This is a genomic window from Pseudomonas mucoides, from assembly GCF_015461845.1.
In the GTDB taxonomy this organism is placed as follows: domain Bacteria; phylum Pseudomonadota; class Gammaproteobacteria; order Pseudomonadales; family Pseudomonadaceae; genus Aquipseudomonas; species Aquipseudomonas mucoides.
Window position 1 is genome coordinate 108,693 of sequence record NZ_JACOPW010000007.1, and the last position, 23,518, is coordinate 132,210.

19 protein-coding genes are annotated in these 23,518 nt (G+C 58.0%); 15 read left to right on the forward strand and 4 right to left on the reverse strand.

Annotated features, from left to right (window positions below):
- Nucleotides 1-289 precede the first annotated feature (289 nt).
- The 7 genes from H8F22_RS25410 to H8F22_RS25440 all read left to right on the forward strand — a co-directional run bounded on the left by H8F22_RS25410 (nucleotide 290) and on the right by H8F22_RS25440 (nucleotide 9,122).
- On the forward strand, nucleotides 290-1,888 hold the full coding sequence (locus H8F22_RS25410; RefSeq protein WP_059181619.1) for an ABC transporter substrate-binding protein: 1,599 nt from the start codon (nucleotides 290-292) through the stop codon (nucleotides 1,886-1,888).
- A 169-nt stretch (nucleotides 1,889-2,057) separates the two neighbouring features.
- Nucleotides 2,058-3,470, forward strand: a complete 1,413-nt coding sequence (locus H8F22_RS25415; RefSeq protein WP_027924496.1) for an OprD family porin — start codon at nucleotides 2,058-2,060, stop codon at nucleotides 3,468-3,470.
- 78 nt (nucleotides 3,471-3,548) lie between these two features.
- A complete protein-coding gene (locus H8F22_RS25420; protein WP_194940811.1) occupies nucleotides 3,549-5,144 on the forward strand; it encodes an ABC transporter substrate-binding protein in 1,596 nt (531 codons plus the stop codon).
- A 74-nt stretch (nucleotides 5,145-5,218) separates the two neighbouring features.
- Nucleotides 5,219-6,229 carry an ABC transporter permease subunit gene (locus tag H8F22_RS25425; RefSeq protein ID WP_027924494.1) on the forward strand — a complete coding sequence of 337 codons (1,011 nt, stop codon included), beginning with the start codon at nucleotides 5,219-5,221 and terminating at the stop codon, nucleotides 6,227-6,229.
- Between the two features lie 10 nt (nucleotides 6,230-6,239).
- Entirely contained in the window at nucleotides 6,240-7,163 is a 924-nt protein-coding gene (locus H8F22_RS25430) for an ABC transporter permease subunit (protein ID WP_027924493.1), read from the forward strand.
- A gap of 10 nt (nucleotides 7,164-7,173) precedes the next feature.
- Nucleotides 7,174-8,142 (forward strand): ABC transporter ATP-binding protein, encoded by a 969-nt coding sequence (locus H8F22_RS25435; RefSeq protein WP_027924492.1) that lies wholly within the window; start codon nucleotides 7,174-7,176, stop codon nucleotides 8,140-8,142.
- Complete coding sequence (locus H8F22_RS25440; RefSeq protein ID WP_059181621.1) at nucleotides 8,142-9,122, forward strand: peptide ABC transporter ATP-binding protein; 981 nt, start codon at nucleotides 8,142-8,144, stop codon at nucleotides 9,120-9,122. The genes H8F22_RS25435 and H8F22_RS25440 overlap by 1 nt, the downstream gene beginning before the upstream one ends.
- Before the next feature lie 97 nt (nucleotides 9,123-9,219).
- On the opposite strand, the gene H8F22_RS25445 is transcribed toward H8F22_RS25440, so the two are convergent.
- Together H8F22_RS25445 and H8F22_RS25450 are read right to left on the reverse strand one after the other, a co-directional pair.
- Nucleotides 9,220-9,474 carry a hypothetical protein gene (locus H8F22_RS25445; RefSeq protein WP_027924490.1) on the reverse strand — a complete coding sequence of 85 codons (255 nt, stop codon included), beginning with the start codon at nucleotides 9,472-9,474 and terminating at the stop codon, nucleotides 9,220-9,222.
- A 248-nt stretch (nucleotides 9,475-9,722) separates the two neighbouring features.
- A complete protein-coding gene (locus tag H8F22_RS25450) occupies nucleotides 9,723-11,306 on the reverse strand; it encodes a peptide chain release factor 3 (RefSeq protein ID WP_027924489.1) in 1,584 nt (527 codons plus the stop codon).
- Between the two features lie 490 nt (nucleotides 11,307-11,796).
- On the opposite strand from H8F22_RS25450, the gene H8F22_RS25455 reads away from it, so the two are divergent.
- From H8F22_RS25455 to H8F22_RS25485, 7 genes are all read left to right on the forward strand, one after another.
- Nucleotides 11,797-12,513: an ABC transporter permease gene (locus H8F22_RS25455; RefSeq protein WP_027924488.1), complete on the forward strand. Its 717-nt coding sequence runs from the start codon at nucleotides 11,797-11,799 to the stop codon at nucleotides 12,511-12,513.
- 20 nt (nucleotides 12,514-12,533) lie between these two features.
- Nucleotides 12,534-13,427, forward strand: coding sequence for a glycine betaine ABC transporter substrate-binding protein (locus tag H8F22_RS25460; protein WP_194940812.1), 894 nt, complete (start codon nucleotides 12,534-12,536; stop codon nucleotides 13,425-13,427).
- Nucleotides 13,428-13,439: 12 nt separating this feature from the next.
- Nucleotides 13,440-14,093, forward strand: a complete 654-nt coding sequence (locus tag H8F22_RS25465; protein WP_007942812.1) for an ABC transporter permease — start codon at nucleotides 13,440-13,442, stop codon at nucleotides 14,091-14,093.
- Nucleotides 14,090-15,247: an osmoprotectant ABC transporter ATP-binding protein OsmV gene (locus H8F22_RS25470; RefSeq protein WP_008148962.1), complete on the forward strand. Its 1,158-nt coding sequence runs from the start codon at nucleotides 14,090-14,092 to the stop codon at nucleotides 15,245-15,247. Before H8F22_RS25465 ends, H8F22_RS25470 begins: the two co-directional genes overlap by 4 nt.
- A 733-nt stretch (nucleotides 15,248-15,980) precedes the next feature.
- Complete coding sequence (locus H8F22_RS25475; RefSeq protein WP_027924486.1) at nucleotides 15,981-17,144, forward strand: type III PLP-dependent enzyme; 1,164 nt, start codon at nucleotides 15,981-15,983, stop codon at nucleotides 17,142-17,144.
- 166 nt (nucleotides 17,145-17,310) lie between these two features.
- Nucleotides 17,311-18,420 carry an alpha-xenorhabdolysin family binary toxin subunit A gene (locus H8F22_RS25480; RefSeq protein WP_059181624.1) on the forward strand — a complete coding sequence of 370 codons (1,110 nt, stop codon included), beginning with the start codon at nucleotides 17,311-17,313 and terminating at the stop codon, nucleotides 18,418-18,420.
- A 39-nt stretch (nucleotides 18,421-18,459) separates the two neighbouring features.
- Entirely contained in the window at nucleotides 18,460-19,461 is a 1,002-nt protein-coding gene (locus H8F22_RS25485; RefSeq protein ID WP_156428507.1) for an alpha-xenorhabdolysin family binary toxin subunit B, read from the forward strand.
- On the opposite strand, the gene H8F22_RS25490 is transcribed toward H8F22_RS25485, so the two are convergent.
- Together H8F22_RS25490 and H8F22_RS25495 are read right to left on the reverse strand one after the other, a co-directional pair.
- On the reverse strand, nucleotides 19,458-20,219 hold the full coding sequence (locus H8F22_RS25490) for a tetratricopeptide repeat protein (RefSeq protein ID WP_027924483.1): 762 nt from the start codon (nucleotides 20,217-20,219) through the stop codon (nucleotides 19,458-19,460). The two genes, H8F22_RS25485 and H8F22_RS25490, sit on opposite strands and share 4 nt — an antisense overlap.
- Nucleotides 20,216-20,896, reverse strand: a complete 681-nt coding sequence (locus H8F22_RS25495; RefSeq protein WP_027924482.1) for a Fe2+-dependent dioxygenase — start codon at nucleotides 20,894-20,896, stop codon at nucleotides 20,216-20,218. The genes H8F22_RS25490 and H8F22_RS25495 overlap by 4 nt, the downstream gene beginning before the upstream one ends.
- A 207-nt stretch (nucleotides 20,897-21,103) precedes the next feature.
- Here H8F22_RS25495 and H8F22_RS25500 point away from each other — a divergent pair, with 207 nt between their 5' ends.
- A complete protein-coding gene (locus H8F22_RS25500; protein ID WP_027924481.1) occupies nucleotides 21,104-23,422 on the forward strand; it encodes a TonB-dependent receptor in 2,319 nt (772 codons plus the stop codon).
- The last annotated feature ends 96 nt before the right edge of the window (nucleotides 23,423-23,518 follow it).

Consider the following 23,518-nt stretch of genomic DNA (forward strand, 5'->3'; position numbering starts at 1 on the left):
TTTTTGACGTCGCCGTTGCTTTATCTGCCGAGAAAGCAGGAAAACTCTTACATCCGTTTCCTCCGCGTACTACGGCGGTGGAGTCGGACGCGTTGCCATTTCCTACGAGTCTTTAGGACTCTACGCATTTACTGCCAGATCCACGGCTCATACCGTCGGGTTCTGACCAGCTCATGCGTGGGCTCTCGGTTATTGCTGAAAGGCATGGTTTGAAGTCAGTGATCCTCCACGTCCCAGGACGGGACGGCGGCTCATTGTCAAAACACTCGTGATTACAAGAGGGAGCGTCATGCGCCATTCCTTGGTTTTATCCGCATTACTGGGCACCGGCCTGTTGGCCGCCACATCCATCCAGGCCGCCAATAACAGCCTGGTGTTCTGCTCTGAAGGCAGCCCCGCCGGTTTCGACACGGCGCAGTACACCACTGCGACCGATAACGACGCCGCCGAGCCGCTGTACAACCGTTTGGCAGAGTTTGAAAAAGGCGCGACCAATGTCGTACCGGGCCTGGCCACTCGTTGGGATATTTCCGAAGACGGCCTCAAGTACACCTTTCACCTGCGCGAAGGGGTGAAGTTTCATACCACGCCCTACTTCACGCCGACCCGCGACTTCAATGCCGATGACGTGCTGTTCACGTTTAATCGCATGCTCGACCCGCAACACCCTTTCCGTAAGGCTTATCCGACCGAGTTCCCGTATTTCAACGGGATGAGCCTGAACAAGAACATCGCCAAGGTCGAAAAGACCGGGCCGCTGACCGTGGTCATGACGCTCAACAGCGTCGACGCCGCGTTCATCCAGAACATCGCCATGAGCTTCGCCGCCATCCTGTCCGCCGAATACGCCGACAAGTTGCTGGCCGTTGGCAAACCGAGCGACATCAACCAGAAGCCGATCGGCACTGGCCCGTTTGTGTTCAAGAGTTACCAGAAAGACTCCAACATCCGTTACACCGGCAACAAGCAGTACTGGGACCCGAGCCGGGTCAAGCTCGACAACCTGATTTTCGCCATCAACACCGACGCCTCGGTGCGGGTGCAGAAACTCAAGGCCAACGAGTGCCAGATCACCCTGCACCCTCGCCCTGCCGACGTGTCCGCGCTGAAGCACGACGAAAAACTCAAGCTCATCGAGAAGCCAGGTTTCAACCTCGGTTACATCGCCTACAACGTTCGGCACAAGCCTTTCGACCAGCTCGAAGTGCGACAGGCGCTGGACATGGCGGTGAACAAGCAAAGCATTCTCAACGCCGTCTACCAGGGTGCCGGGCAGTTGGCCGTCAATGCCATGCCGCCGACCCAATGGTCGTACGACGAAACGATCAAAGACGCCGCCTACAACCCGGAAAAAGCCAGGGAATTGCTCAAGGCTGCCGGCGTGAAGGAAGGCACTGAAATCACCCTGTGGGCGATGCCCGTTCAACGCCCTTACAACCCGAACGCCAAGTTGATGGCCGAAATGCTCCAGGCTGACTGGGCAAAAATCGGCCTCAAAGTGAAGATCGTCAGCTATGAATGGGGCGAGTACATCAAGCGCACCAAGAATGGCGAGCACGACATCAGCCTGATCGGCTGGACCGGGGACAATGGGGACCCGGACAACTGGCTCGGCACGCTTTACAGCTGCGACGCCATTGGCGGCAACAACTACTCCATGTGGTGTGATCCGGCTTACGACAAGCTGGTCAAGCAGGCCAAGGTCGTCACCGACCGCGACCAACGCACCATCCTGTACAAACAGGCGCAGCAGTACCTCAAACAGCAGGTGCCGATCACGCCAGTCGCCCACTCGACGGTTAACCAGCCGTTAAGCGCCAAAGTCGAAGGGTTCAAAGTCAGCCCCTTCGGCCGCAACGTGTTCTCGGGCGTCAGTATCGACCAATAACCGATTAGCCAGAACGCTGGGGGCGTATTACGCCCTCACGCAAGCGTATTGCCGTAATTCGTCAATCCGGCCTGCAGCAAACGTTTGCGATGCCTTGAATGTGTTCTAAACCAATAGCCGGATCACCAATAAGACCGGCATTAAAAAAAGAAAGTAAGGAGCTTCACCCATGAAACTGAGCAGCACCGCGTTATTGGCCTTGGCCATCAGCAGCGTAACCGCCTCGGCGTACGCAGAAACCCAGAGCCAGGCATTCACCCCGGTGACGGTTAACACCAAAAGTGCACAAGCTGATGCAACTGGCTTCGTCGAAGGTCAATCCATCTCCGGCACCACGCGTAACTGGTACGCCAACGAACAACTGAAACGTGGCGGCAAGTTCACTTACCGCAAAGACGGTGTCGCCACCCCGACTGATCGTCGTATCAACTGGGTTCAAGGCACCATCGTCAAGTACAACTCCGGTTTCACCGAAGGCACTGTAGGTTTCAGCACCGAAGTGGCCGCCTACAACGCTGTTGCTCTGGAGCGCGATCGCGAGAACCTGGCCTCCAACAACGGTGGCGCACCGGGCTCCCGCCCAGGCGCGGGCAACAACCGTACCCTGACCAAAGAAGGCGGCGACGCTCAAGGTCAGTGGAGCAAGCTGGGCCTGGCCAACGTCAAGGCTCGCATCTCCAACACCACCCTGACCGCCGGCCGCATGAACTTCAGCAGCCCGCAGGTCGATGTGATCGGCAACCGTGCCCTGCCTTCGAGCTTCCAGGGCGTCGCGGTCCACAGCGAAGAGCTGAACAACCTGGCTTTCGACCTGGGGACCTTTGACCGCGTTTCGCCGCGTACCGAAGAAAGCCTGAGCAAGTTCCGCTCCGAATACCAAAACATTACTGCTGAGACCGATCACGTTAATACGGCAGGCCTCACCTATACCCCTTTCGCCAGCCTGACCACCAGCCTGTGGGCGACCCAGGCCGAAGACTTCTGGAACCAGTACTACTTCGGCGCCAGCCACGTGTTGGGTGACAGTTCGGTACTGAGCCTGACCACCGGCCTGAACTACTACAAGACCGTCGATGAAGGTAAGAGACTGCTGGGCGAAATCGACAACCAGGCCGGCTCCCTGTCGTTTGGCCTGACTCACCAGGCTCACACCCTGACCTTCTCGTACCAGGAAATTAACGGTAACGAGTACTTCGACTACCTGCACGAAACCAACGGCATCTACCTGGCCAACTCCCTGCTGTCGGACTTCAACGGCCCGAACGAGAAATCCTTCCAGATCGCCTACGGCCTGAACATGGCTGAATACGGCGTGCCAGGTCTGAAGTTCAACATCTACCAGGCGCGTGGCTGGGGCATCGACGGTACTCACTACACCGGTACCGCCTATGACGTGAAAAACATGGACGGCGAAACCCACTACGAATACGGCATCGGTTCGACGTACGCCATTCAGAGCGGCCCACTCAAGGCCACCACTGTTCGCGCGACCTACACCGCTCACCGCGCCAGTGAAAACCAGGGCGATGGCAGCATCAACGAGTTCCGTCTCGTGACCACCATTCCGTTCAACATCCTGTAATGCACCTGCCTAACAGCTGATTCAGTGACGAATCAGCTGTTAGGCATTAGTCCTTTAACTGATTGCAGAGGGTTCTTGATGAAAATGCTTCCCCTACGTGCGGCCATCGCTGCCGCGTTGCTGAGTGTCGCTGTTGGCGTCGCTGCCAAACCCCTGGTGGTCTGCACCGAAGCCAGTCCGGAAGGCTTCGATATGGTCCAGTACACGACTGCAGTCACAGCCGACGCCGTGGCTGAAACCATCTTCAACCGTCTGGCGGACTTCAAGCCGGGCACCACTGAAGTGATTCCGGCACTGGCCGATTCCTGGGACATCAGCGAAGACGGTCTGAGCTACACGTTCCACCTGCGCAAAGGCGTCAAGTTTCACACCACCGATTACTTCAAGCCGACGCGCGACATGAACGCCGACGACGTGGTCTGGAGCTTCCAGCGTCAGCTGGACCCGAACCACCCATGGCACAAACTGTCGAGCGTGGGCTTCCCGTACTTTGAAAGCATGGGCTTCAAGGAACTGCTCAAAAGCGTCGAGAAAGTCGACGACAACACGGTCAAGTTCACCCTGACCCGTCGTGAAGCGCCGTTCCTGGCCGACATCGCCATGGCCTTCTCCTCGATCTACTCCGCCGAATACGCCGACCAGTTGCTCAAGGCGAACAAGGCCGGCGACTTGAACAACAAGCCAATTGGCACCGGTCCATTCGTGTTCCAGCGCTACAACAAGGACGCTCAGGTTCGCTTCAAGGCCAACCCGGAGTACTTCCGTGGCAAGCCACCGGCTGACGCGTTGATTCTGGCAATTGCCACCGACAACAACGTGCGCCTGCAAAAGCTCAAGGCCAACGAGTGCCAGATCGCGCTCTATCCGAAACCGGATGACATCCCGAGCATCAAGAAAGACACCAACCTCAAGGTTGATGAGATGAACGCGATGACCGTTTCGTACATCGCCATGAACACCTCGCACAAATACATGAGCGATGTGCGCGTGCGCAAAGCCATCGACATCGCGTTCGACAAGGCGGCCTATGTCAACGCGCTGTTCGGCAAAGGCAATGCGACTGTCGCGGTCAACCCGTACCCGGACACTCTGCTGGGCTACAACCACAAGCTGACCAACCCGCCGCGAGACCTGGACAAGGCCCGCGCCTTGCTCAAGGAAGCAGGCGTACCGGAAGGCACAACGTTTACACTGTTCACCCGTAACGGCGGCGGGCCGACCAACCCGAACCCGATGCTGGGCGCGCAGATGATGCAGGCTGACCTGGCCAAGGTCGGCATCAAGATCGACATTCGCGTCATGGAATGGGGCGAAATGCTCAAACGTGCGAAAAACGGCGAGCACGACATGGTTTCCGCCGGATGGGCGGGTGATAACGGCGATCCGGATAACTTCCTGACGCCTATGCTGAGTTGCGAAGCAGCCAAGAACGGCGAAAACTACGCGCGCTGGTGCAACGAGAAATTCCAGACGCTGATCGATGAAGCCCGAGCTAAAGTGAACCCGACGGAACGTGCGGCGCTCTACGAGCAAGCCCAGGAGGTTTTCAATCAGGACCAGCCATGGATCAGCATGGCGCACACCCGTATGTTTACTGCAATGCGCAACAACGTAGAGGGCTATCACATTAGCCCGCTTACCACGAATAACTTCGCCACCACCCAGGTGAAGTAAATAAGAAAACTCCCGGTGTCCCTGACTCCAGGGACACCAGGCACGCCTAACCGGCTGATGAGGTACACCACAAGATGTTTAGTTTTATTGCCCGCCGATTGGGGTTATTGATCCCCACGTTCTTCGGCATCACCTTGCTGACTTTCGCGTTGATTCGCATGATTCCAGGCGACCCCGTGGAAGTAATGATGGGCGAACGCCGAGTCGACCCCGAAATGCATGCTCAGGCAATGGAACGCCTTGGTCTGAACAAACCGCTGTATGCCCAATACCTGGACTACGTCGGCAAACTGGCTCACGGCGACCTCGGCGAATCGCTGCGTACCCGTGAAAGCGTGTGGAGCGAGTTCACCTCTCTATTCCCAGCGACCCTGGAACTGTCCATGGCCGCCCTGCTGTTCGCCGGCATCCTGGGCCTCCTGGCCGGGGTGATCGCGGCACTCAAGCGAGGATCCCTGTTCGACCATGGGGTGATGGGCATCTCCCTGGCGGGATATTCGATGCCGATCTTCTGGTGGGGCCTGATCCTGATCATGTTCTTCTCGGTGAGCCTGGGCTGGACCCCGGTGTCCGGGCGGATCGACTTGCTCTATGACATCGAGCCGCGCACCGGCTTCATGCTCATCGACACGCTGCTGGCCGATGACGTCGGTGCGTTCTTCGATGCCCTGCATCACCTGATCCTGCCGGCCATCGTGCTGGGTACCATCCCGCTGGCCGTTATTGCGCGGATGACCCGTTCTTCGATGCTCGAAGTACTGCGTGAAGACTACATCCGTACCGCCCGCGCCAAAGGCCTGTCGCCTTCTCGCGTGGTGTTCGTGCACGGCCTGCGCAACGCGCTGATTCCGGTCCTGACCGTGGTCGGCCTGCAAGTCGGCACATTGCTGGCCGGTGCGGTCCTGACCGAAACCATCTTCTCGTGGCCCGGCATCGGTAAATGGCTGATCGAAGCCATCGGCGCCCGAGACTATCCAGTCGTGCAAAACGGCATCCTGTTAATCGCCTGCCTGGTGATTCTGGTCAACTTCGTGGTGGACATCCTCTACGGCTTTGCCAACCCACGCATCCGTCACCAGCGCTGAGATCATGACCATGACCACTCCAGCTACAACGCCAAATCAAGCGGTAACAGTCGATCAAAGCCTGTTGTATCCGTCCCCGTACAAAGAATTCTGGCACGCGTTTTCCCGCAACAAGGGCGCCGTCGCCGGCCTGATGTTCATGATCCTGGTGATTTTCTGCGCGATCTTCGCGCCGTGGGTTGCCCCGCATAACCCGAGCGAGCAATACCGTGACTTCCTGCTGACCCCGCCAGCCTGGCTGGAAGGTGGGCAGATCCAGTTCCTGCTCGGCACCGATGAACTGGGTCGCGACCTGCTGTCGCGCCTGATCACCGGTTCGCGTCTGTCGTTGATGATCGGTTTGTCGTCGGTGGTGATGTCGCTGATTCCGGGGATCCTGCTGGGTCTGTTCGCCGGTTTCTTCCCGCGCTTGCTCGGCCCGACCATCATGCGTCTGATGGACATCATGCTGGCCCTGCCGTCCCTGCTGCTGGCCGTGGCGATTGTCGCCATCCTCGGCCCTGGCCTGATCAACACCGTGATCGCCATCGCCGTGGTGTCCCTGCCGTCCTATGTCCGTCTGACCCGCGCTGCGGTGATGGGCGAACTGAACCGCGACTACGTGACCGCTGCGCGCCTGGCCGGTGCCACGCTGCCCCGCCTGATGTTCATCACCGTGCTGCCTAACTGCATGGCGCCGCTGATCGTTCAGGCGACCTTGAGCTTCTCCTCGGCGATTCTCGATGCCGCCGCACTGGGCTTCCTCGGCCTTGGCGTACAACCGCCAACCCCTGAGTGGGGCACCATGCTGGCTTCGGCTCGCGACTACATCGAACGCGCCTGGTGGGTAGTCAGCCTGCCTGGCTTGACCATTTTGCTCAGCGTGCTGGCAATCAACTTGATGGGTGACGGCCTGCGCGATGCGCTGGACCCGAAACTCAAGAACGCCGCCTGAGGAGATTCAAATGTCACTGTTAGAAATCAAGAATCTCAACGTTCGCTTCGGCGACAAGAACGCCGTTCCGGTGGTCGACGGGCTCGACATCACCGTGGAAAAAGGCGAAGTCCTGGCCATCGTTGGCGAGTCGGGTTCGGGTAAATCCGTGACCATGATGGCGCTGATGGGCCTGATCGAGCATCCAGGGATCGTCACTGCCGACGCCCTGAATTTCGACGGCAAGAACATGCTCAAGCTCAGCAACCGTCAGCGTCGACAAATCGTCGGCAAAGACCTGGCCATGGTCTTCCAGGACCCGATGACCGCGCTGAACCCGAGCTACACCGTCGGTTTCCAGATCGAGGAAGTGCTGCGCCTGCACCTGAAAATGTCCGGCAAGCAAGCGCGCAAGCGTGCCATCGAACTATTGGAAAAAGTGGAAATCCCGGGCGCTGCCAGTCGTATGGACGCCTACCCGCACCAACTGTCCGGCGGTATGAGCCAGCGTGTTGCGATCGCCATGGCGATTGCCGGCGAACCGAAACTGCTGATCGCTGACGAACCGACCACGGCACTCGACGTCACGATTCAGGCGCAGATCATGGACCTGCTGCTGGCGTTGCAGAAAGAGCAGAACATGGGCCTGGTGCTGATCACTCACGACCTCGCGGTCGTGGCTGAAACCGCCCAGCGTGTGTGCGTGATGTACGCCGGCCAGGCGGTTGAGGTCGGTCAGGTGCCGCAGCTGTTCGACATTCCGGCGCACCCGTACAGCGAAGCGTTGCTCAAGGCGATTCCGGAACACAGCCTCGGCGCTACACGCCTGTCGACCCTGCCGGGCATCGTTCCCGGGCGCTACGACCGTCCGCAGGGTTGCCTGCTGTCGCCGCGTTGCCCGTATGTGCAAGACAGCTGCCGCGCCACGCGCCCGGCCCTGGACCCGAAAAGCCACAGCCTCGCCCGCTGCTTCTACCCGCTTAATCAGGAGGTGGCGTAATGGCCGTCGTACTTACCGCCCGCGACCTGACCCGTCACTACGAAGTGTCCCGCGGCCTGTTCAAGGGCCATGCGACCGTGCGCGCCCTCAACGGCGTGTCGTTTGAACTGCACGCCGGCAAGACCCTCGCCGTGGTTGGTGAATCGGGCTGCGGCAAATCCACCCTGGCCCGTGCGTTGACACTGATCGAAGAGCCGTCCTCCGGCTCCTTGAAAATCGCCGGCCAGGAAGTCGCCGGTGCCGACAAGGCCCAGCGCAAGCAACTGCGCAAAGACGTGCAGATGGTGTTCCAGAGCCCGTACGCCTCGCTCAACCCACGGCAGAAAGTCGGTGACCAGCTCGGCGAACCGCTGCTGATCAACACCAACCTGTCGGCGGCCGAACGTCGCGAAAAAGTCCAGGCCATGATGAAGCAGGTGGGCTTGCGTCCCGAGCACTACCAGCGTTATCCGCACATGTTCTCCGGCGGTCAGCGCCAGCGGATCGCCTTGGCCCGCGCGATGATGCTGCAGCCTAAAGTGCTGGTAGCGGACGAACCGACCTCGGCGCTGGACGTGTCGATTCAGGCGCAGGTGCTGAACCTGTTCATGGATTTGCAGCAAGAGTTCAACACCGCCTACGTGTTCATCTCCCACAACCTGGCCGTGGTGCAACACGTTGCCGATGACGTGATGGTGATGTACCTCGGTCGCCCGGTGGAAATGGGTCCGAAGAACGACATCTACGAGCGTCCGCTGCACCCTTACACCCAGGCGCTGTTGTCGGCCACACCGACCATTCACCCGGACCCGAACAAGCCGAAAATCAAGATCGTCGGCGAGTTGCCTAACCCGTTGAACCCGCCATCGGGTTGCGCTTTCCACAAGCGCTGCCCATACGCCACCGAGCGCTGCAGCACCGAAGAGCCAGCCCTGCGCCCTCTCGATAACCGCCAGGTGGCTTGCCACTACGCCGAGCAATTCCTCGACGGCGCGGCATAAAAATGTGGGAGCAGTTTTGCTCCCACAGCAATACCGGACCTCTTCTATAACGACTGCGCATCAGTTGGAGTAGAAGGGGTTTTCTTTTGCCTGCCGTTTAAGACTGGCTGTCGCCTTCATCCTCGTCGGTGTCGGGCTCTTCAGTGGTCGAGTCGTCATCGCCCTCACTACCGCCCTGATCTTTGTCCCCAGCCTCGGAGTCAGATTTGGCAATCATCATCCCGGCATGTATCACCTGCCCGCTCGACACCTGTTCGCCATGCTCCGGGCACTCCGCCCACGCCGCCGACATGCCCACGGACAACATCACTAAAACCTTAAGCAACAGCACAATACGTTGAACAATGCTCATAGCCGAATCCATCCTTTTTGGGGTGAAGCTTGGGCGCCTGACTGGCGCTGAATGAAATCTAGTTCCGATCAGTGTGGTTCACCAGACAGGACGCTAACGACGGGCTGGAAATGCCCGTGATCGGCAGATTGGTTTTGAATAACAGTTATCTCGAATCGTTATTGCTCGCCCCCACAAGGGGATTTGCGTCAGGCAATAAAAAACCCCGCAGCTTTCGCAACGGGGTTCTGTGTGTTTCGACTCAGCGCTTAGTGATGCTCGCGCGTCGCACGGAATTTCACGTCCGGCCAGCGCTCTTCCATCAGTGCCAGGTTGACCCGGGTCGGGGCCAGGTAGGTCAGGTGACCACCGCCGTCGATCGCGAGGTTTTCCACCGCCTTGTTGGAGAATTCCTCAAGCTTCTTCTTGTCGCTGCAATCGATCCAGCGCGCGGAATAAACGGTGATCGGTTCGTAAGAGCACTCAACCTTGTATTCCTCTTTCAAGCGGCTGGCGACCACATCGAACTGCAGCACACCGACGGCGCCGAGGATGATGTCGTTGCTGCGCTCGGGGAAGAACACCTGGGTCGCGCCCTCTTCCGCCAACTGCTGCAAGCCTTGACGCAGCTGCTTGGATTTCAACGGATCACGCAGGCGTACGCGACGGAACAGTTCCGGGGCGAAGTGCGGGATACCGGTGAAGCCCAGGGTTTCGCCTTCGGTGAAGGTGTCGCCGATCTGGATGGTGCCGTGGTTGTGCAAACCGATGATGTCGCCGGCAAACGCTTCTTCCAGCTGCTCACGCTCGGAGGAGAAGAAGGTCAGCGCGTCACCGATCCGCACATCCTTGCCGGTGCGTACGTGGCGCATCTTCATGCCTTTTTCGTACTTGCCGGAGCAAATGCGCATGAAGGCGATACGGTCGCGGTGTTTCGGGTCCATGTTCGCCTGGATCTTGAACACGAAACCGGTGAACTTCTCTTCAACCGGCTCGACGGTGCGCTCGTTGGCGACACGGGCCAATGGCTTCGGCGCCCAGTTGACCACGGCGTCGAGCACGTGATCGACACCGAAGTTGCCCAGTGCAGTACCGAAGAACACCGGCGTCAGTTGGCCGTCGAGGAATTCCTGCTGGTTGAACTCGTGGCAGGCGCCCTGCACCAGCTCCAGCTGATCGACGAAGCGATCGTACTCGTCGCCCAAATGCGCGCGCGCTTCATCGGAATCGAGCTTCTCGATGATTTTCACATCGGTACGCTCGTGGCCGTGACCGGCGGTGTACACGATGATGTAGTCGTCGGCGAGGTGATACACGCCCTTGAAATCGCGGTAGCAACCGATCGGCCAGGTGATCGGCGCGGCCTTGATCTTCAGGACCGCTTCGATCTCGTCGAGCAGTTCAATCGGGTCGCGGATGTCACGGTCGAGTTTGTTGATGAAGCTGACGATCGGCGTGTCACGCAGACGGCAAACGTCCATCAGCGCGATGGTCCGTGGCTCTACACCCTTACCGCCGTCGAGAACCATCAAGGCCGAGTCCACCGCCGTCAGGGTGCGGTAGGTGTCTTCGGAGAAGTCTTCGTGGCCCGGGGTGTCGAGCAGATTGATCATGTGGTCGCGATACGGGAACTGCATGACCGACGTGGTAATGGAAATACCCCGTTGTTTTTCCATTTCCATCCAGTCGGAGGTGGCATGGCGGTCGGACTTGCGAGACTTCACCGTGCCCGCAATCGCAATCGCCTTGCCCATCAGCAAGAGCTTCTCGGTAATGGTGGTTTTACCGGCATCGGGGTGGGAAATAATGGCGAAAGTGCGGCGTTTCGCGACTTCGGCGGCCTGTTTGGTCATGGGAAATCGCCTGGCAGGTGATTCAAAAAAGGGCGGCGAGTATAGCTTAAAAAGTAACCTATGGACCACCGTTCACCTGTAGCCGCTGCCGAGCCCGCGAGGCTGCGTCCGGCGGCGCAGCCGTCGTAAAACCGGACGCTGCGGTGTATCAGACACACCGCGACAGGTGAATCGACGACGACTTCGTCGCCGAACGCAGCCTCGCGGGCTCGGCAGCGGCTACAGGGGTAATACAAGATGCGGGGTGGCTAATTGCTGCTAAATATGGAACCTTTTAAAAGGTGGAGGCGTCCACTCCCCTGTTACAGCTCTCGTAGCAGGGTTCGAAAAACCTGCAAGTTAGCCTGACGAGGCTGCGCTTATGGCTCGATCTCATGCGGTTCCATCAGCATGAAGAGCTGCTTCTCGCGAACGTTGATGACCCGGCAGCCAGCAATGGCATTGCCACTCGGGACTGCGTTCGCCGACAAAAGAAAAAAGGAGTCCGCCTGTGGCTATTCGCTATGGCAAAGGGCTGATAGGAGGTGCGGTTGTCGTCGCCCTTCTGGCCCTGCTGGTCCATTGGATTGGCATCAACACGATCGAACATTACCGCGACGATTTGTTGTTTTACCTGCAAGCTCATCTGATTCTCGTCCTTGTTTCCATGCTGGCCGCCCTCGTTGTGGGCATTCCCGCCGGTATCTTCCTCAGCCGTCCGTCCATGGTGGACCGAGCTGAGCGCTTCATGCAGCTCTTCAACATCGGCAACACCGTGCCGCCGCTCGCCGTACTGGCCATCGCCCTGGGGATTCTGGGCATCGGCAGCGGCCCCGCGATCTTCGCCCTGTTCCTCGCCTCGCTGTTGCCGATTGTGCGCAACACCTATGAAGGCCTGAAAAACGTTCAGGGTTCACTGAAAGAAGCCGCTGTCGGCATCGGCATGACCCCGACCCAAGTGCTGTGGCGGGTCGAACTGCCAAACGCCGTGCCGATCATCGTTGGTGGCGTTCGCGTGGCCCTGGCGATCAACGTCGGGACGGCTCCGCTGGCGTTCCTGATCGGCGCCAACAGCCTGGGCAGCCTGATTTTCCCCGGCATCGCCCTGAACAATCAGCCGCAACTGCTGCTCGGCGCGGCCTGCACCGCCCTGCTGGCCTTGCTGCTCGACGGTCTGGTGACACTCGCCAGCCGCCTCTGGCTCGAACGCGGCCTACGCCCGTCTTAAGCCTCGGCAAAGGAATCAATATGAAAAAAGTATGCTTATTTCTAGGCTGCGCCCTGCTGTTCGCAGGATTTGCCCACGCCGCTGAAAAACCGGTCATCCGCATCGGCGCCCGGGTGTTCACCGAACAAACCCTGCTCGCGGAAATCACCTCCCAATACCTGCGCACCAAGGGTTACGACACCCAGGTGACCGGCGGCCTGGGCAGCAACCTCGCTCGCAGCGCCCACGAAAGTGGCCAGCTGGATTTGATGTGGGAATACACCGGCGTGTCGCTGGTGGCTTACAACCACATCACGGAAAAACTCGACAGCGCCCAGTCCTACGCCAAGGTGAAAGAACTCGACGCGAAAAAAGGCCTCGTCTGGCTGACCCCGTCGAAATTCAGCAACACCTATGCCCTGGCCCTGCCGGAAACCACCGCGAAGGCTTACCCGCAGATCAACACCATCAGCGAGCTGAACACGGTGCTGCAAGCTGAGCAAAAGGACAATCATCTGGTCGCGCTGGACACCGAGTTCGCCAACCGTTCCGACGGGCTGAACGGCATGGTCGACCTCTACGGCATGAACCTGACGCGCAAAAACATCCGGCAGATGGATGCTGGTTTGGTCTACACCGCCCTGCGCAATGGCCAGGTATTTGCCGGTCTGGTCTACACCACCGACGGTCGTCTTAACGCCTTCAAGCTGAAACTGCTCGAAGACGACAAGCACTACTTCCCGGACTACACCGCCGCGCCGGTGGTACGTCAGGTGTACCTCGACGCCCATCCGAAACTCGCCGAAGAACTCAAGCCGCTGGCTGAACTGTTCGACGACGAAACCATGCGCCAGCTCAACGCGCGGGTCGATGTCGATCACGAAAGCCCATCATCCGTTGCCGCCGATTTCCTGCGCCAACATCCCATCAAATAAGGAGGAAAAGACATGGAATTTCTGAACGCCTTTTCCCATCTCGACTGGCCATTGGTGCTGCACCTGACCTGGCAGCACATCACCCTGGTCGGCATCGCCGTGACCCTGGCGATTCTGGTCGGCGTGCCGCTGGGCATTCTGATGACGCGCTTTCCGACGCTCGCCGGCCCGCTGCAAGCCAGCGCCACGGTGCTGCTGACCGTGCCGTCGATTGCGCTGTTCGGCCTGCTGCTGCCGTTTTACTCCAAATTCGGCCAGGGCCTCGGTCCGATGCCGGCGATCACGGCCGTGTTTCTGTACTCGCTGCTGCCGATCATGCGTAACACCTACTTGGCGCTGACCGGCGTCGAACCGGGCATTCGCGAAGCCGCCCGCGGCATCGGCATGACCTTCGGCCAGCGCCTGCGCATGGTCGAACTGCCCATCGCAGTGCCGGTGATCCTCGCCGGCGTACGCACTGCCGTGGTCATGAACATCGGTGTCATGACCATCGCCGCGACCATCGGCGCCGGTGGCCTCGGTGTACTCATTCTCGCTTCCATCAGCCGCAGCGACATGTCGATGCTGATCGTCGGCGCCGTGCTGGTCAGTCTCCTGGCCATCTTCGCCGACCTGCTTCTGCAATGGCTGCAACGCACGCTGACTCCAAAAGGACTGCTCAAATGATCGAACTTCAAAACCTCAGCAAGACCTTCCAAAGCAACGGCAAAGATGTGAAAGCCGTGGACTCGGTAAGCCTGACCGTCAATGAAGGCGAGATCTGTGTGTTCCTCGGACCATCGGGCTGCGGCAAAAGCACCACGCTGAAGATGATCAACCGCTTGATCAAGCCGACCTCGGGCAAGATCCTGATCAACGGCGAAGACACCACCGACCTCGACGCAGTGACCCTGCGCCGCAACATCGGTTATGTGATCCAGCAGATTGGTTTGTTCCCGAACATGACCATCGAGGAAAACATCACCATCGTTCCGCGCCTGCTGGGCTGGGACAAACAGAAATGCCACGACCGTGCCCGCGAGTTGATGAGCATGATCAAGCTGGAACCCAAGCAATACCTGAATCGCTATCCGCGCGAGTTGTCCGGCGGTCAACAGCAGCGGATCGGTGTGATTCGGGCACTGGCGGCGGATGCGCCATTGTTGCTGATGGACGAACCCTTCGGCGCGGTCGACCCGATCAACCGCGAGATGATCCAGAACGAGTTCTTCGAGATGCAGCGCGCGCTGAACAAGACCGTGATCATGGTCAGCCACGACATCGACGAAGCCATCAAGCTGGGCGACAAGATTGCAATTTTCCGCGCCGGCAAACTCCTGCAGATCGATCACCCGGACACGCTGCTGGCGCACCCGGCGGATGATTTCGTCAGCAACTTCGTCGGCCAGGACAGCACGCTCAAGCGTCTGTTGCTGGTGAAAGCCGAGGACGCGGCGGACAACGCGCCGTCGGTGAGCCCGGAAACACCGGTGGCTGAAGCGCTGGAGTTGATGGATGAACTCGACCGTCGCTATGTCGTGGTCACCTGCGCCGATAACAAGGCTCTGGGCTACGTGCGTCGTCGCGATCTGCACCGTCAAACCGGGACTTGCGCGCAGTACTTGCGTGAGTTCAACGCCACGGCGGCGTTTGACGAGCATTTGCGCATCCTGCTGTCGCGCATGTACGAGTTCAACCGCTCGTGGTTGCCAGTGATGGATGCGGAGCGGGTGTTCCTGGGTGAAGTGACTCAGGAATCGATTGCCGAGTACTTGAGCTCAGGCAAGTCCCGTGGGGGCAAGACCAGCATTGTTTCGCCAGCCGAGACTGCGGTGGCCTGACCGACGCATTCGCGGGCAAGCCCGCTCCCACAGGGTTCTTGGTGTACACAGGATTTGTGTACGACAGAAATCACTGTGGGAGCGGGCTTGCCCGCGATTGGGGGCACCACAAATCCCGCCTGAAGCACCTCAAATCTCCCTCCAGCGGGAACATCACACTGTCATGCAGGTCGGTTACATCAGTAGCTATCCAGGACCGCACGACGGAAGCGTGCAAAAACGCGACATTTTTTGTTGATCTCAAGCCCCTCACGCCCTAAAGTTCGCGCCGAACGTCCATGCTGGAAACGATCCATCCGGCTCAAGTACTGACGACGAGACAGCAAGGCCAAGGGAACGCACCGCTTCCCATGGCCTTTTTGCTTTCGGCGACATGCCTTGGGAAGTAGGCGAACCAAAGTGGGGATACGGAGGACGTTCAGGAGGGTGTGTCATCAATGAGTTCACGAGTGCGCCGGAGTCTGCTTTTGCGCAGGGCAAGGCGCGAGGACCGAAGTTTGGTTGTTCCAAATAAGGGACGAGTAACGCAGCCCTGCGCAAAAGCAGGCCCGGCCCTTCGGGTTGTGCCTGAGCGCGCGCCATGCTGCGTTGCAGGCCTTGCGAAGGGAATGACCATTAGCGGCGGCCTGCGCCTTGCCTGGCACGCGCTCAGGCGACAACGCACTCGCGAACTCATTGATGACACACCCTCGCACCCATTGATTAATCTAGTTTGCCAGTAGGAGTTCCCAGCATGTCGATCAACGTCGAAGACTATTTCGCGCGCGATACCTTCAACAAAATGAAGGCCTTCGCCGACAAACAAGAAACCCCGTTCGTGGTGATCGACACCGCGATGATCAGCCAGGCCTATGACGACCTGCGCGCCGGTTTCGAATTCGCCAAGGTCTACTACGCCGTCAAGGCCAACCCGGCCGTCGAAATCATCGACCTGCTCAAAGAAAAAGGTTCGAACTTCGACATCGCGTCGATCTACGAGCTCGACAAAGTGATGAACCAGGGCGTTGGCCCGGATCGCATCAGCTACGGCAACACCATCAAGAAATCCAAGGACATTCGCTACTTCTACGAGAAGGGCGTGCGTCTGTATGCCACCGACTCCGAAGCCGACCTGCGCAACATCGCCAAGGCTGCACCGGGTTCGAAAGTCTACGTGCGCATCCTCACCGAGGGCTCGACCACGGCTGACTGGCCTTTGTCGCGCAAATTCGGCTGCCAGACCGACATGGCCATGGACCTGCTGATCCTCGCCCGTGACCTGGGCCTGGTGCCGTACGGCATCTCGTTCCACGTCGGCTCGCAACAGCGCGACATCAGCGTCTGGGACGCGGCGATCGCCAAGGTCAAAGTGATCTTCGAACGCCTGAAGGAAGAAGACGGCATTCACCTCAAGCTGATCAACATGGGCGGTGGCTTCCCGGCCAACTACATCACCCGCACCAACAGCCTGGAAACCTACGCTGAAGAAATCATCCGTTTCCTCAAGGAAGACTTCGGTGATGACCTGCCGGAAATTATCCTCGAGCCGGGCCGTTCGCTGATCGCCAACGCCGGCATCCTGGTCAGCGAAGTGGTACTGGTCGCGCGTAAATCCCGCACGGCGGTAGAACGCTGGGTGTACACGGATGTGGGCAAGTTCTCCGGCCTGATCGAAACCATGGACGAAGCCATCAAGTTCCCGATCTGGACCGAGAAGAAAGGCGAGATGGAAGAAGTGGTCATCGCCGGCCCGACCTGCGACAGCGCCGACATCATGTACGAAAACTACAAGTACGGTTTGCCGCTGAACCTGGCCATCGGTGATCGTTTGTACTGGTTGTCGACCGGTGCGTACACCACCAGTTACAGCGCCGTTGAATTCAATGGCTTTCCGCCGCTGAAGTCGTTTTACGTCTAATTAGTAAAGACCCACAAAAAAACCCGTGACTCTTCACGGGTTTTTTATTTCCGCGCAAACTAAAACATACCATTTCCAACACCATAAATAGTTACAGACCAAATAATCACAGACCATTTAATTGAAGTTATGCTGCACGCTCACCCATTTGAAAAGGATTTCAAACATGCAGCTTAATCAACCAATACTATTCGATACCGCACCCAACAACAAAAGTGACGCCTTTAATGCATCTCCGCCGATTGTGACCAAAGGGGATATCACACGAATTAAAAAATACATTTCCGAAGCAAAGAAACTTCCGGTCGACATCGACGATATTAAAAAGCTGTTGAAAAGCGAAAACACCGGCATTGCAGGACTGGAGCCTTATGATATTGCAAATACCTATGCAAAAATCGTCACCAATGCCAATCGCTGGAACGACATCGAACTGTCGATGAAACGAGTCGGCGGGAGCCTCCAGGCATTCTCCGAAGACCTGCGGCATTTCGGAGAGGACATTATCACGACCATTAAAACAATGCCCGGCTACATAAATTACATTGGCACAATCGAAAGTATGACCGATGAGGAAATTGCCAAACTTCCCGAGCTTAAAATTGGACGAGATGAGACAAACAGATTTCCGTCCATCAAAGAATCTCTCCATTTCATTGCCAGTTCCATCGAACAAAAAAAAACCAGTAGCACTGACATCCAGCTCCGCCTGAAACATTTCAAAACCGAGCTGACGGATGTGGTTGCGGTGTTGATTGGAGAAAAGCTGAAACAGGCCGGCAACCACGAATTGAATGCCGAGATCACTCGACTCAATGCTGAGATTGATGAGGCTCAGCGTCTGGTCGATGAAAAAACCAGGGAAAATGAGCCCAACTTCTTCGAGTACTTTATGGCTTTTACCGATCCGCTTGGCTCCCAGTATCTAAAAGTCAAAGCAATGATGCGGGACGCCCGTGTAGCGCCATTGATCCGACGTCGGGATGAACTCACCGAGCAAGTCCGCAAGAAAAACGTTCTGACGGGCACCTTATTGATCCTTCACAACCGTTTGCAAAGCGTCGACTCTTACATCATCGGAGCTACGGAGAGTACCGCCCTACTGGAAACCCTGTGGATCACAATTTCGGAATTCATCGACTCTTCAAAAAACAAAATTGATGGCATTCATGAATTCCTCACGCTCAGAACTTTTGTTTCGAGCCTGGACACCGTACTCAGCAACTGGAAAAAAATCGAATCCAACGCCAAAACACTCACCCAAGCATTCGACTGACACTAAAGCCGACCTAAACCATTATAAATAAGGATATTTATGACAACGCCATCTTATATCGCGCCAGCTATGTCGCTTATTCGCGACAGCCGAGAAACCATTCGTTACCAAGCCATTATCGGCTCTGCTGACTTGTATATTGAATCACTGCGAAATGAACTGATACAGCTGAATGCCGAAATCACTGCTACAGACCTGGCCGCTTCCAAAACATTAACTTCTGCGATTATCAGCCTTGAAACCACGGCGCTCAATGAGACGCTGGAAGCGCTGGACATACTGTCAGCAGGCGAAAAAAACCCGCCCACCAGAATCGCCATTGAGTCCTATACCGAAATAGCCAGGAAGTTAATCTCCCTGTGCACTGACAAGCTGGATGAGGTTCAAGCAGAACTTAGCCACGCCATCTACAGTGTCAGGTACTCCTCCATCAGTAATAACCGGTTCAGGATTGCCGAACTGGTGGAAGCTCGCGAAGTGCTGGCTGCAGAACTGGAAAAAGAAAAACCCCCTGTGGATTCGCTTCTCGAAGATGAAAGGGTCTTGAATGAAGCAATCCGCCTGTTTGAAAGCCTCAGCTTCATTGACCGCCTGAAACCTCTTTTTGAGCAATTGACCGGGATGATCGGTAATCGACCTGAAACACCTCAAGCCGCTGCATTGAAGGCCGGTCTGGTGGTGGCGAACAAGTTTCTTGATGAGGCAAACGAACTGATCAAATACCAGGGTTTGATTAAAGCTCGAACCACGCTTCGTGTTCGTCTAAAAGATCGGCAAGGTCGCCTGGACTCGCTAGTCACCCAAATGAGCGACAACGACAAGAAAGTCAAACAGCTGACCGATACGACAAAGGTGATCGAACCCCGCAATACATATGCGGATGAAACGAGCAATATTGTCGAAGCGTTGAGGCTGTTTCTTGAGGCTATCACCGAGGATGCCCAGAGCGATGTCGTCAAAAAGGGCCGGAAGCTGATAGCGCAAGCCAAGCCTTTCAAGCGCTACCTGGAAAACCTTAAAGGCCAGTGGCTGCGCGGTTAACCCATTGGCTGAGCGAGTTGGGACGCTCGTTGGTGATATTCCTGAGCCATCGCTCGAATCCTGGGGTGTAGGGCGTTGCTCAGCGCCTCCCCACTCACCCGCAAAAAGTTCTGGTTACCGGCGGCCAATGCCCGACGTAGCCAGGACAACGATTCGTCAACATGCCCGTCATCGGCCAGCAGGGCCGCATAACTGAACTGCCCCCGAAAATCTCCGCCTTCGGCAGATCGTCGATACCAGATTCGCGCCGCGAGTGTATCGGCGATGCATGCCTCGCCGTCTTCCAGATAGCGCCCCAACAGGTTCATGGATTTGGCGTGGCCCAACTCGGCGGCTCGGCGATACAACGCCAATGCTTGCGCCTGATCTTCGGCGACGCCGCGCCCAGTCGCCAGCAGATTGGCGTAGTTGTACATCGCCCAATCCAACCCGGCTTCGGCAGCGATTCGGTAATGCCGCGCGGCAACCGAGGCATCCGCCGCGCGCCCCCAGCCGTGTTCGTGACAACGGCCAAGCATGTTGCGCGCCATCAGGTGCCCGCCACGGGCGGCGATCTCGAACCAGCGCAATGCCAACGGCTGATCCTGCGCGATGCCGTTGCCGTCCAGCAGGATTTGCCCGAGCAGCGCCTGAGCATCGAGTACGCCTTCGCGAGCCGCGATCAAAATTGCCTGGGCCGCGCGCGCCGGACTTTGCGCCAGCATGGCCTTGAGCGAATCACCGTTGAGAACTTCCTCCCTGCGCAGTTGATAAGTCATACCTCGACCCAACGACGCAACAGGTTGTGATACGTGCCGGTGAGGCGGATAAGCGAGGGGTGATCGGGCATGTCCTGGGTCAGCTGCTGGATCGCGCCGTCCATCTCGAACAGCAAGGCGCGCTGACTGTCTTCGCGCACCAGGCTTTGCGTCCAGAAAAAAGAGGCGTAACGCGTGCCACGGGTGACCGCGTTGACCTTGTGCAGACTGGTACCAGGATACAAAACCATATCGCCGGCGGGCAGCTTCACCCGTTGTGTGCCGAAGGTGTCCTGGATTTCCAGCTCACCGCCGTCGTAGTCCTCAGGCTCGCTGAAAAACAGCGTTGCCGACAGATCAGTGCGCACGCGCTCGATGCTGTTTTTGGGCTGGCGCACCGCGTTATCGATATGGAAATCGAAACTGCCGCCGGCCGTGTAACAGTTCAGTAACGGAGGAAAAACCTTGTGCGGTAACGCCGCTGACATAAACAGCGGATTTTTCCACAGCCGTTCCAACATCGCCGCGCCGACTTCCATGGCCAGCGGATGGCCTTCAGGCAGCTGCAAATTGTGCTTGGCCTTGGCCGACTGATAGCCGGCGGTGATCTTGCCGTCCGCCCAATCGGCCTGGGCCAGAGCCTCGCGGATGCGCTGCACTTCTTCTTTCGCGAACAAGCCGGGAATGTGCAGCAGCATGGCAAAGGCACCTGGGACCAAAGGGGTGCTAATGGTATTGATTCTTATTGCCCATGTAAAACCTTAACGACGGACGAAACAGCAAAAACCGTAAGGTTAAATTGTAAAGAATGTAAATTCTTCGCGAATAATAACGTTTCGCAATTGATACAAATACGCGTCTACCCTATATTCCGCGTCCTCAAATCCTTGGGGAGGGGAATTCAAATGTCACGTCAACAACCACACGTACCGGTCAGTTCACCACGTTTGCTCGCATCGGCCATTGGCATGGCGATTACTGCCGGCTCCGCGGGCCATATGGTTTTCGCGGCGGAAAAAGCCGACGAAAAAGCACCGGGTAATGTGATTTCGCTGGGCGCGACCGCCATCACTGGCGAGGCCCAGGACGAGACTTCCTACAACGTCGAAAAAGCCTCCTCGCCCAAGTACACCGCGCCGCTGGTAGACACCCCGCGCTCGATCACTGTCATTCCGCAACAAGTCCTCAAGGACACCGGCGCCCTCAACATGCAGGACGCGCTGCGCACCGTGCCGGGCATCACCTTCGGTGCCGGTGAAGGCGGCAACCCGCAGGGCGACCGTCCGTTCATTCGTGGCTTCGACGCCCAGGGCGACACTTACCTGGACGGCGTGCGTGACACCGGTTCGCAGAGCCGCGAGATCTTCGCCGTCGAATCGATTGAAGTCAGCAAAGGCCCGAACTCGGCCATTGGCGGCCGTGGCGCTGCCGGCGGCAGCATCAACCTGGTGAGCAAAAAAGCCCACTTGGGCGACTCGAATGACGCGGGTTTTACCTGGGGTTCGGACCAGACCCAGCGTTTCACCCTGGACAGCAACTACCAGTTCACCGACACCGCCGCCGGCCGTCTGAACCTGATGAGCCACGAGAGCAACGTCGCTGGCCGTGACAGCGTCGACTACGACCGCTGGGGCATCGCGCCGTCGCTGGCCTTCGGCCTGGGCACCGACACCCGCGTGAACCTCGACTATTACCATCTGGAAAGTAACGACACCCCGGACTCGGGCATTCCGTACACCATCCCGGTGGCCGGTTCGGCTGCGCGCACCAAGTCCAATCCGGACAAACCGAACGATGGCGGCGACAGCTCAAACTTCTACGGCCTGAACGACCGTGACTTCCGCAAGGGCCGCACCGACACCGCGACCTTCGCCATCGAACACGACCTGAACGACGCGCTGACCGTCAAGAACACCCTGCGTCACGGCACCAGCATGCAGGATTACATCCTCACCCAGCCGGACGACAGCAAGGGCAACGTCAACAATGGCAGCGTCTGGCGTCGGGCCAACACCCGTGTCAGCAACACCGAGACCACGACCAACCAGACCGATCTGTTTGGTGACCTGTACATCGCCGGGTTCAAGAACAGCTTCGCCACCGGTATCGAGTTCACCCACGAGGAAAACCAGAAGTCCTCGTACAACGTCAACACCGACACCACCCCGCGAACAGCCGCAGCCACCACCAACTGCTCCCCGGCATTGATCGGCGCGCCAAGTGGTTACAACTGCACCTCGTTGTCCAACCCGAACCCGAAAGATCCTTGGAACGGTGCGATCTCGCGTAACTACGCCGGCACCGACACCAAGGCCAACACCTATGCGCTGTATGTGTTCGACACCCTGGAATTGTCCCAGCAGTGGCTGGTGAACATGGGGCTGCGCTACGACCATTTCGACACCGATTACAAAACCTTCAACAGTTCCAGCGTGACCACGTCCAAGGGCGATGACACCAGCGAGTTCGTCACCGGTCAGTTCGGTGTGGTGTACAAACCGGCGGAAAATGGCAGCATCTATGCGTCCTTCGCGACGTCGGCCACGCCACCGGGCAACACCCTGGGCGAAGGTTCGGAAGGCAACCCGCTGGGCGGCACGCCGGATCGCAACGGCAACCTGCTGAAAAGCGACCTGGAACCGGAAACCACCAAGAACTACGAAATCGGTACCAAGTGGGACTTGATGAATGATCGCCTGTCCCTGACCGCCGACATCTTCCGCACCGAGAAAGACAACGCCCGCGTTCAGGTCGACACCACAAGCTATGAAAACGCCGGCAAAACCCGCGTGCAAGGTGTCGAACTGTCGGCCACCGGCAAGCTCACCGACAAATGGCAAGTGTTCGCCGGTTACGCCTACATGGACAGCGAGCAAGTCGACGGCGGCCCGCTGGGCGCCGCCAACGATGGCAACGAACTGCCTAACACACCGAAAAACAGCGCCAGCCTGTGGACGACCTATCAGGTCACACCGAAGCTGACCATCGGTGGCGGTGCGTTCTATGTCGACGATGTCTTCGGCAGCGTGGCCAACACCACCATGGTTGATTCCTACGTTCGTTACGACGCGATGGCGGCCTACAAGCTGAGCAAAAACGTCGATCTGCAACTGAACGTACAGAACCTGACCGACGAAACGTACTACGACAAGGCCTTCTCGACCCACTTCGCCAACCAGGCGGCGGGCCGTACGGCATTGCTGAGCACCAACTTCCACTTCTGATTGCAGTCACTACAACACCTGTAGGAGTGAGCCTGCTCGCGACGACGGAGCCACATTCAACATTGATGTTGGCTGATACGCCGCCATCGCGAGCAG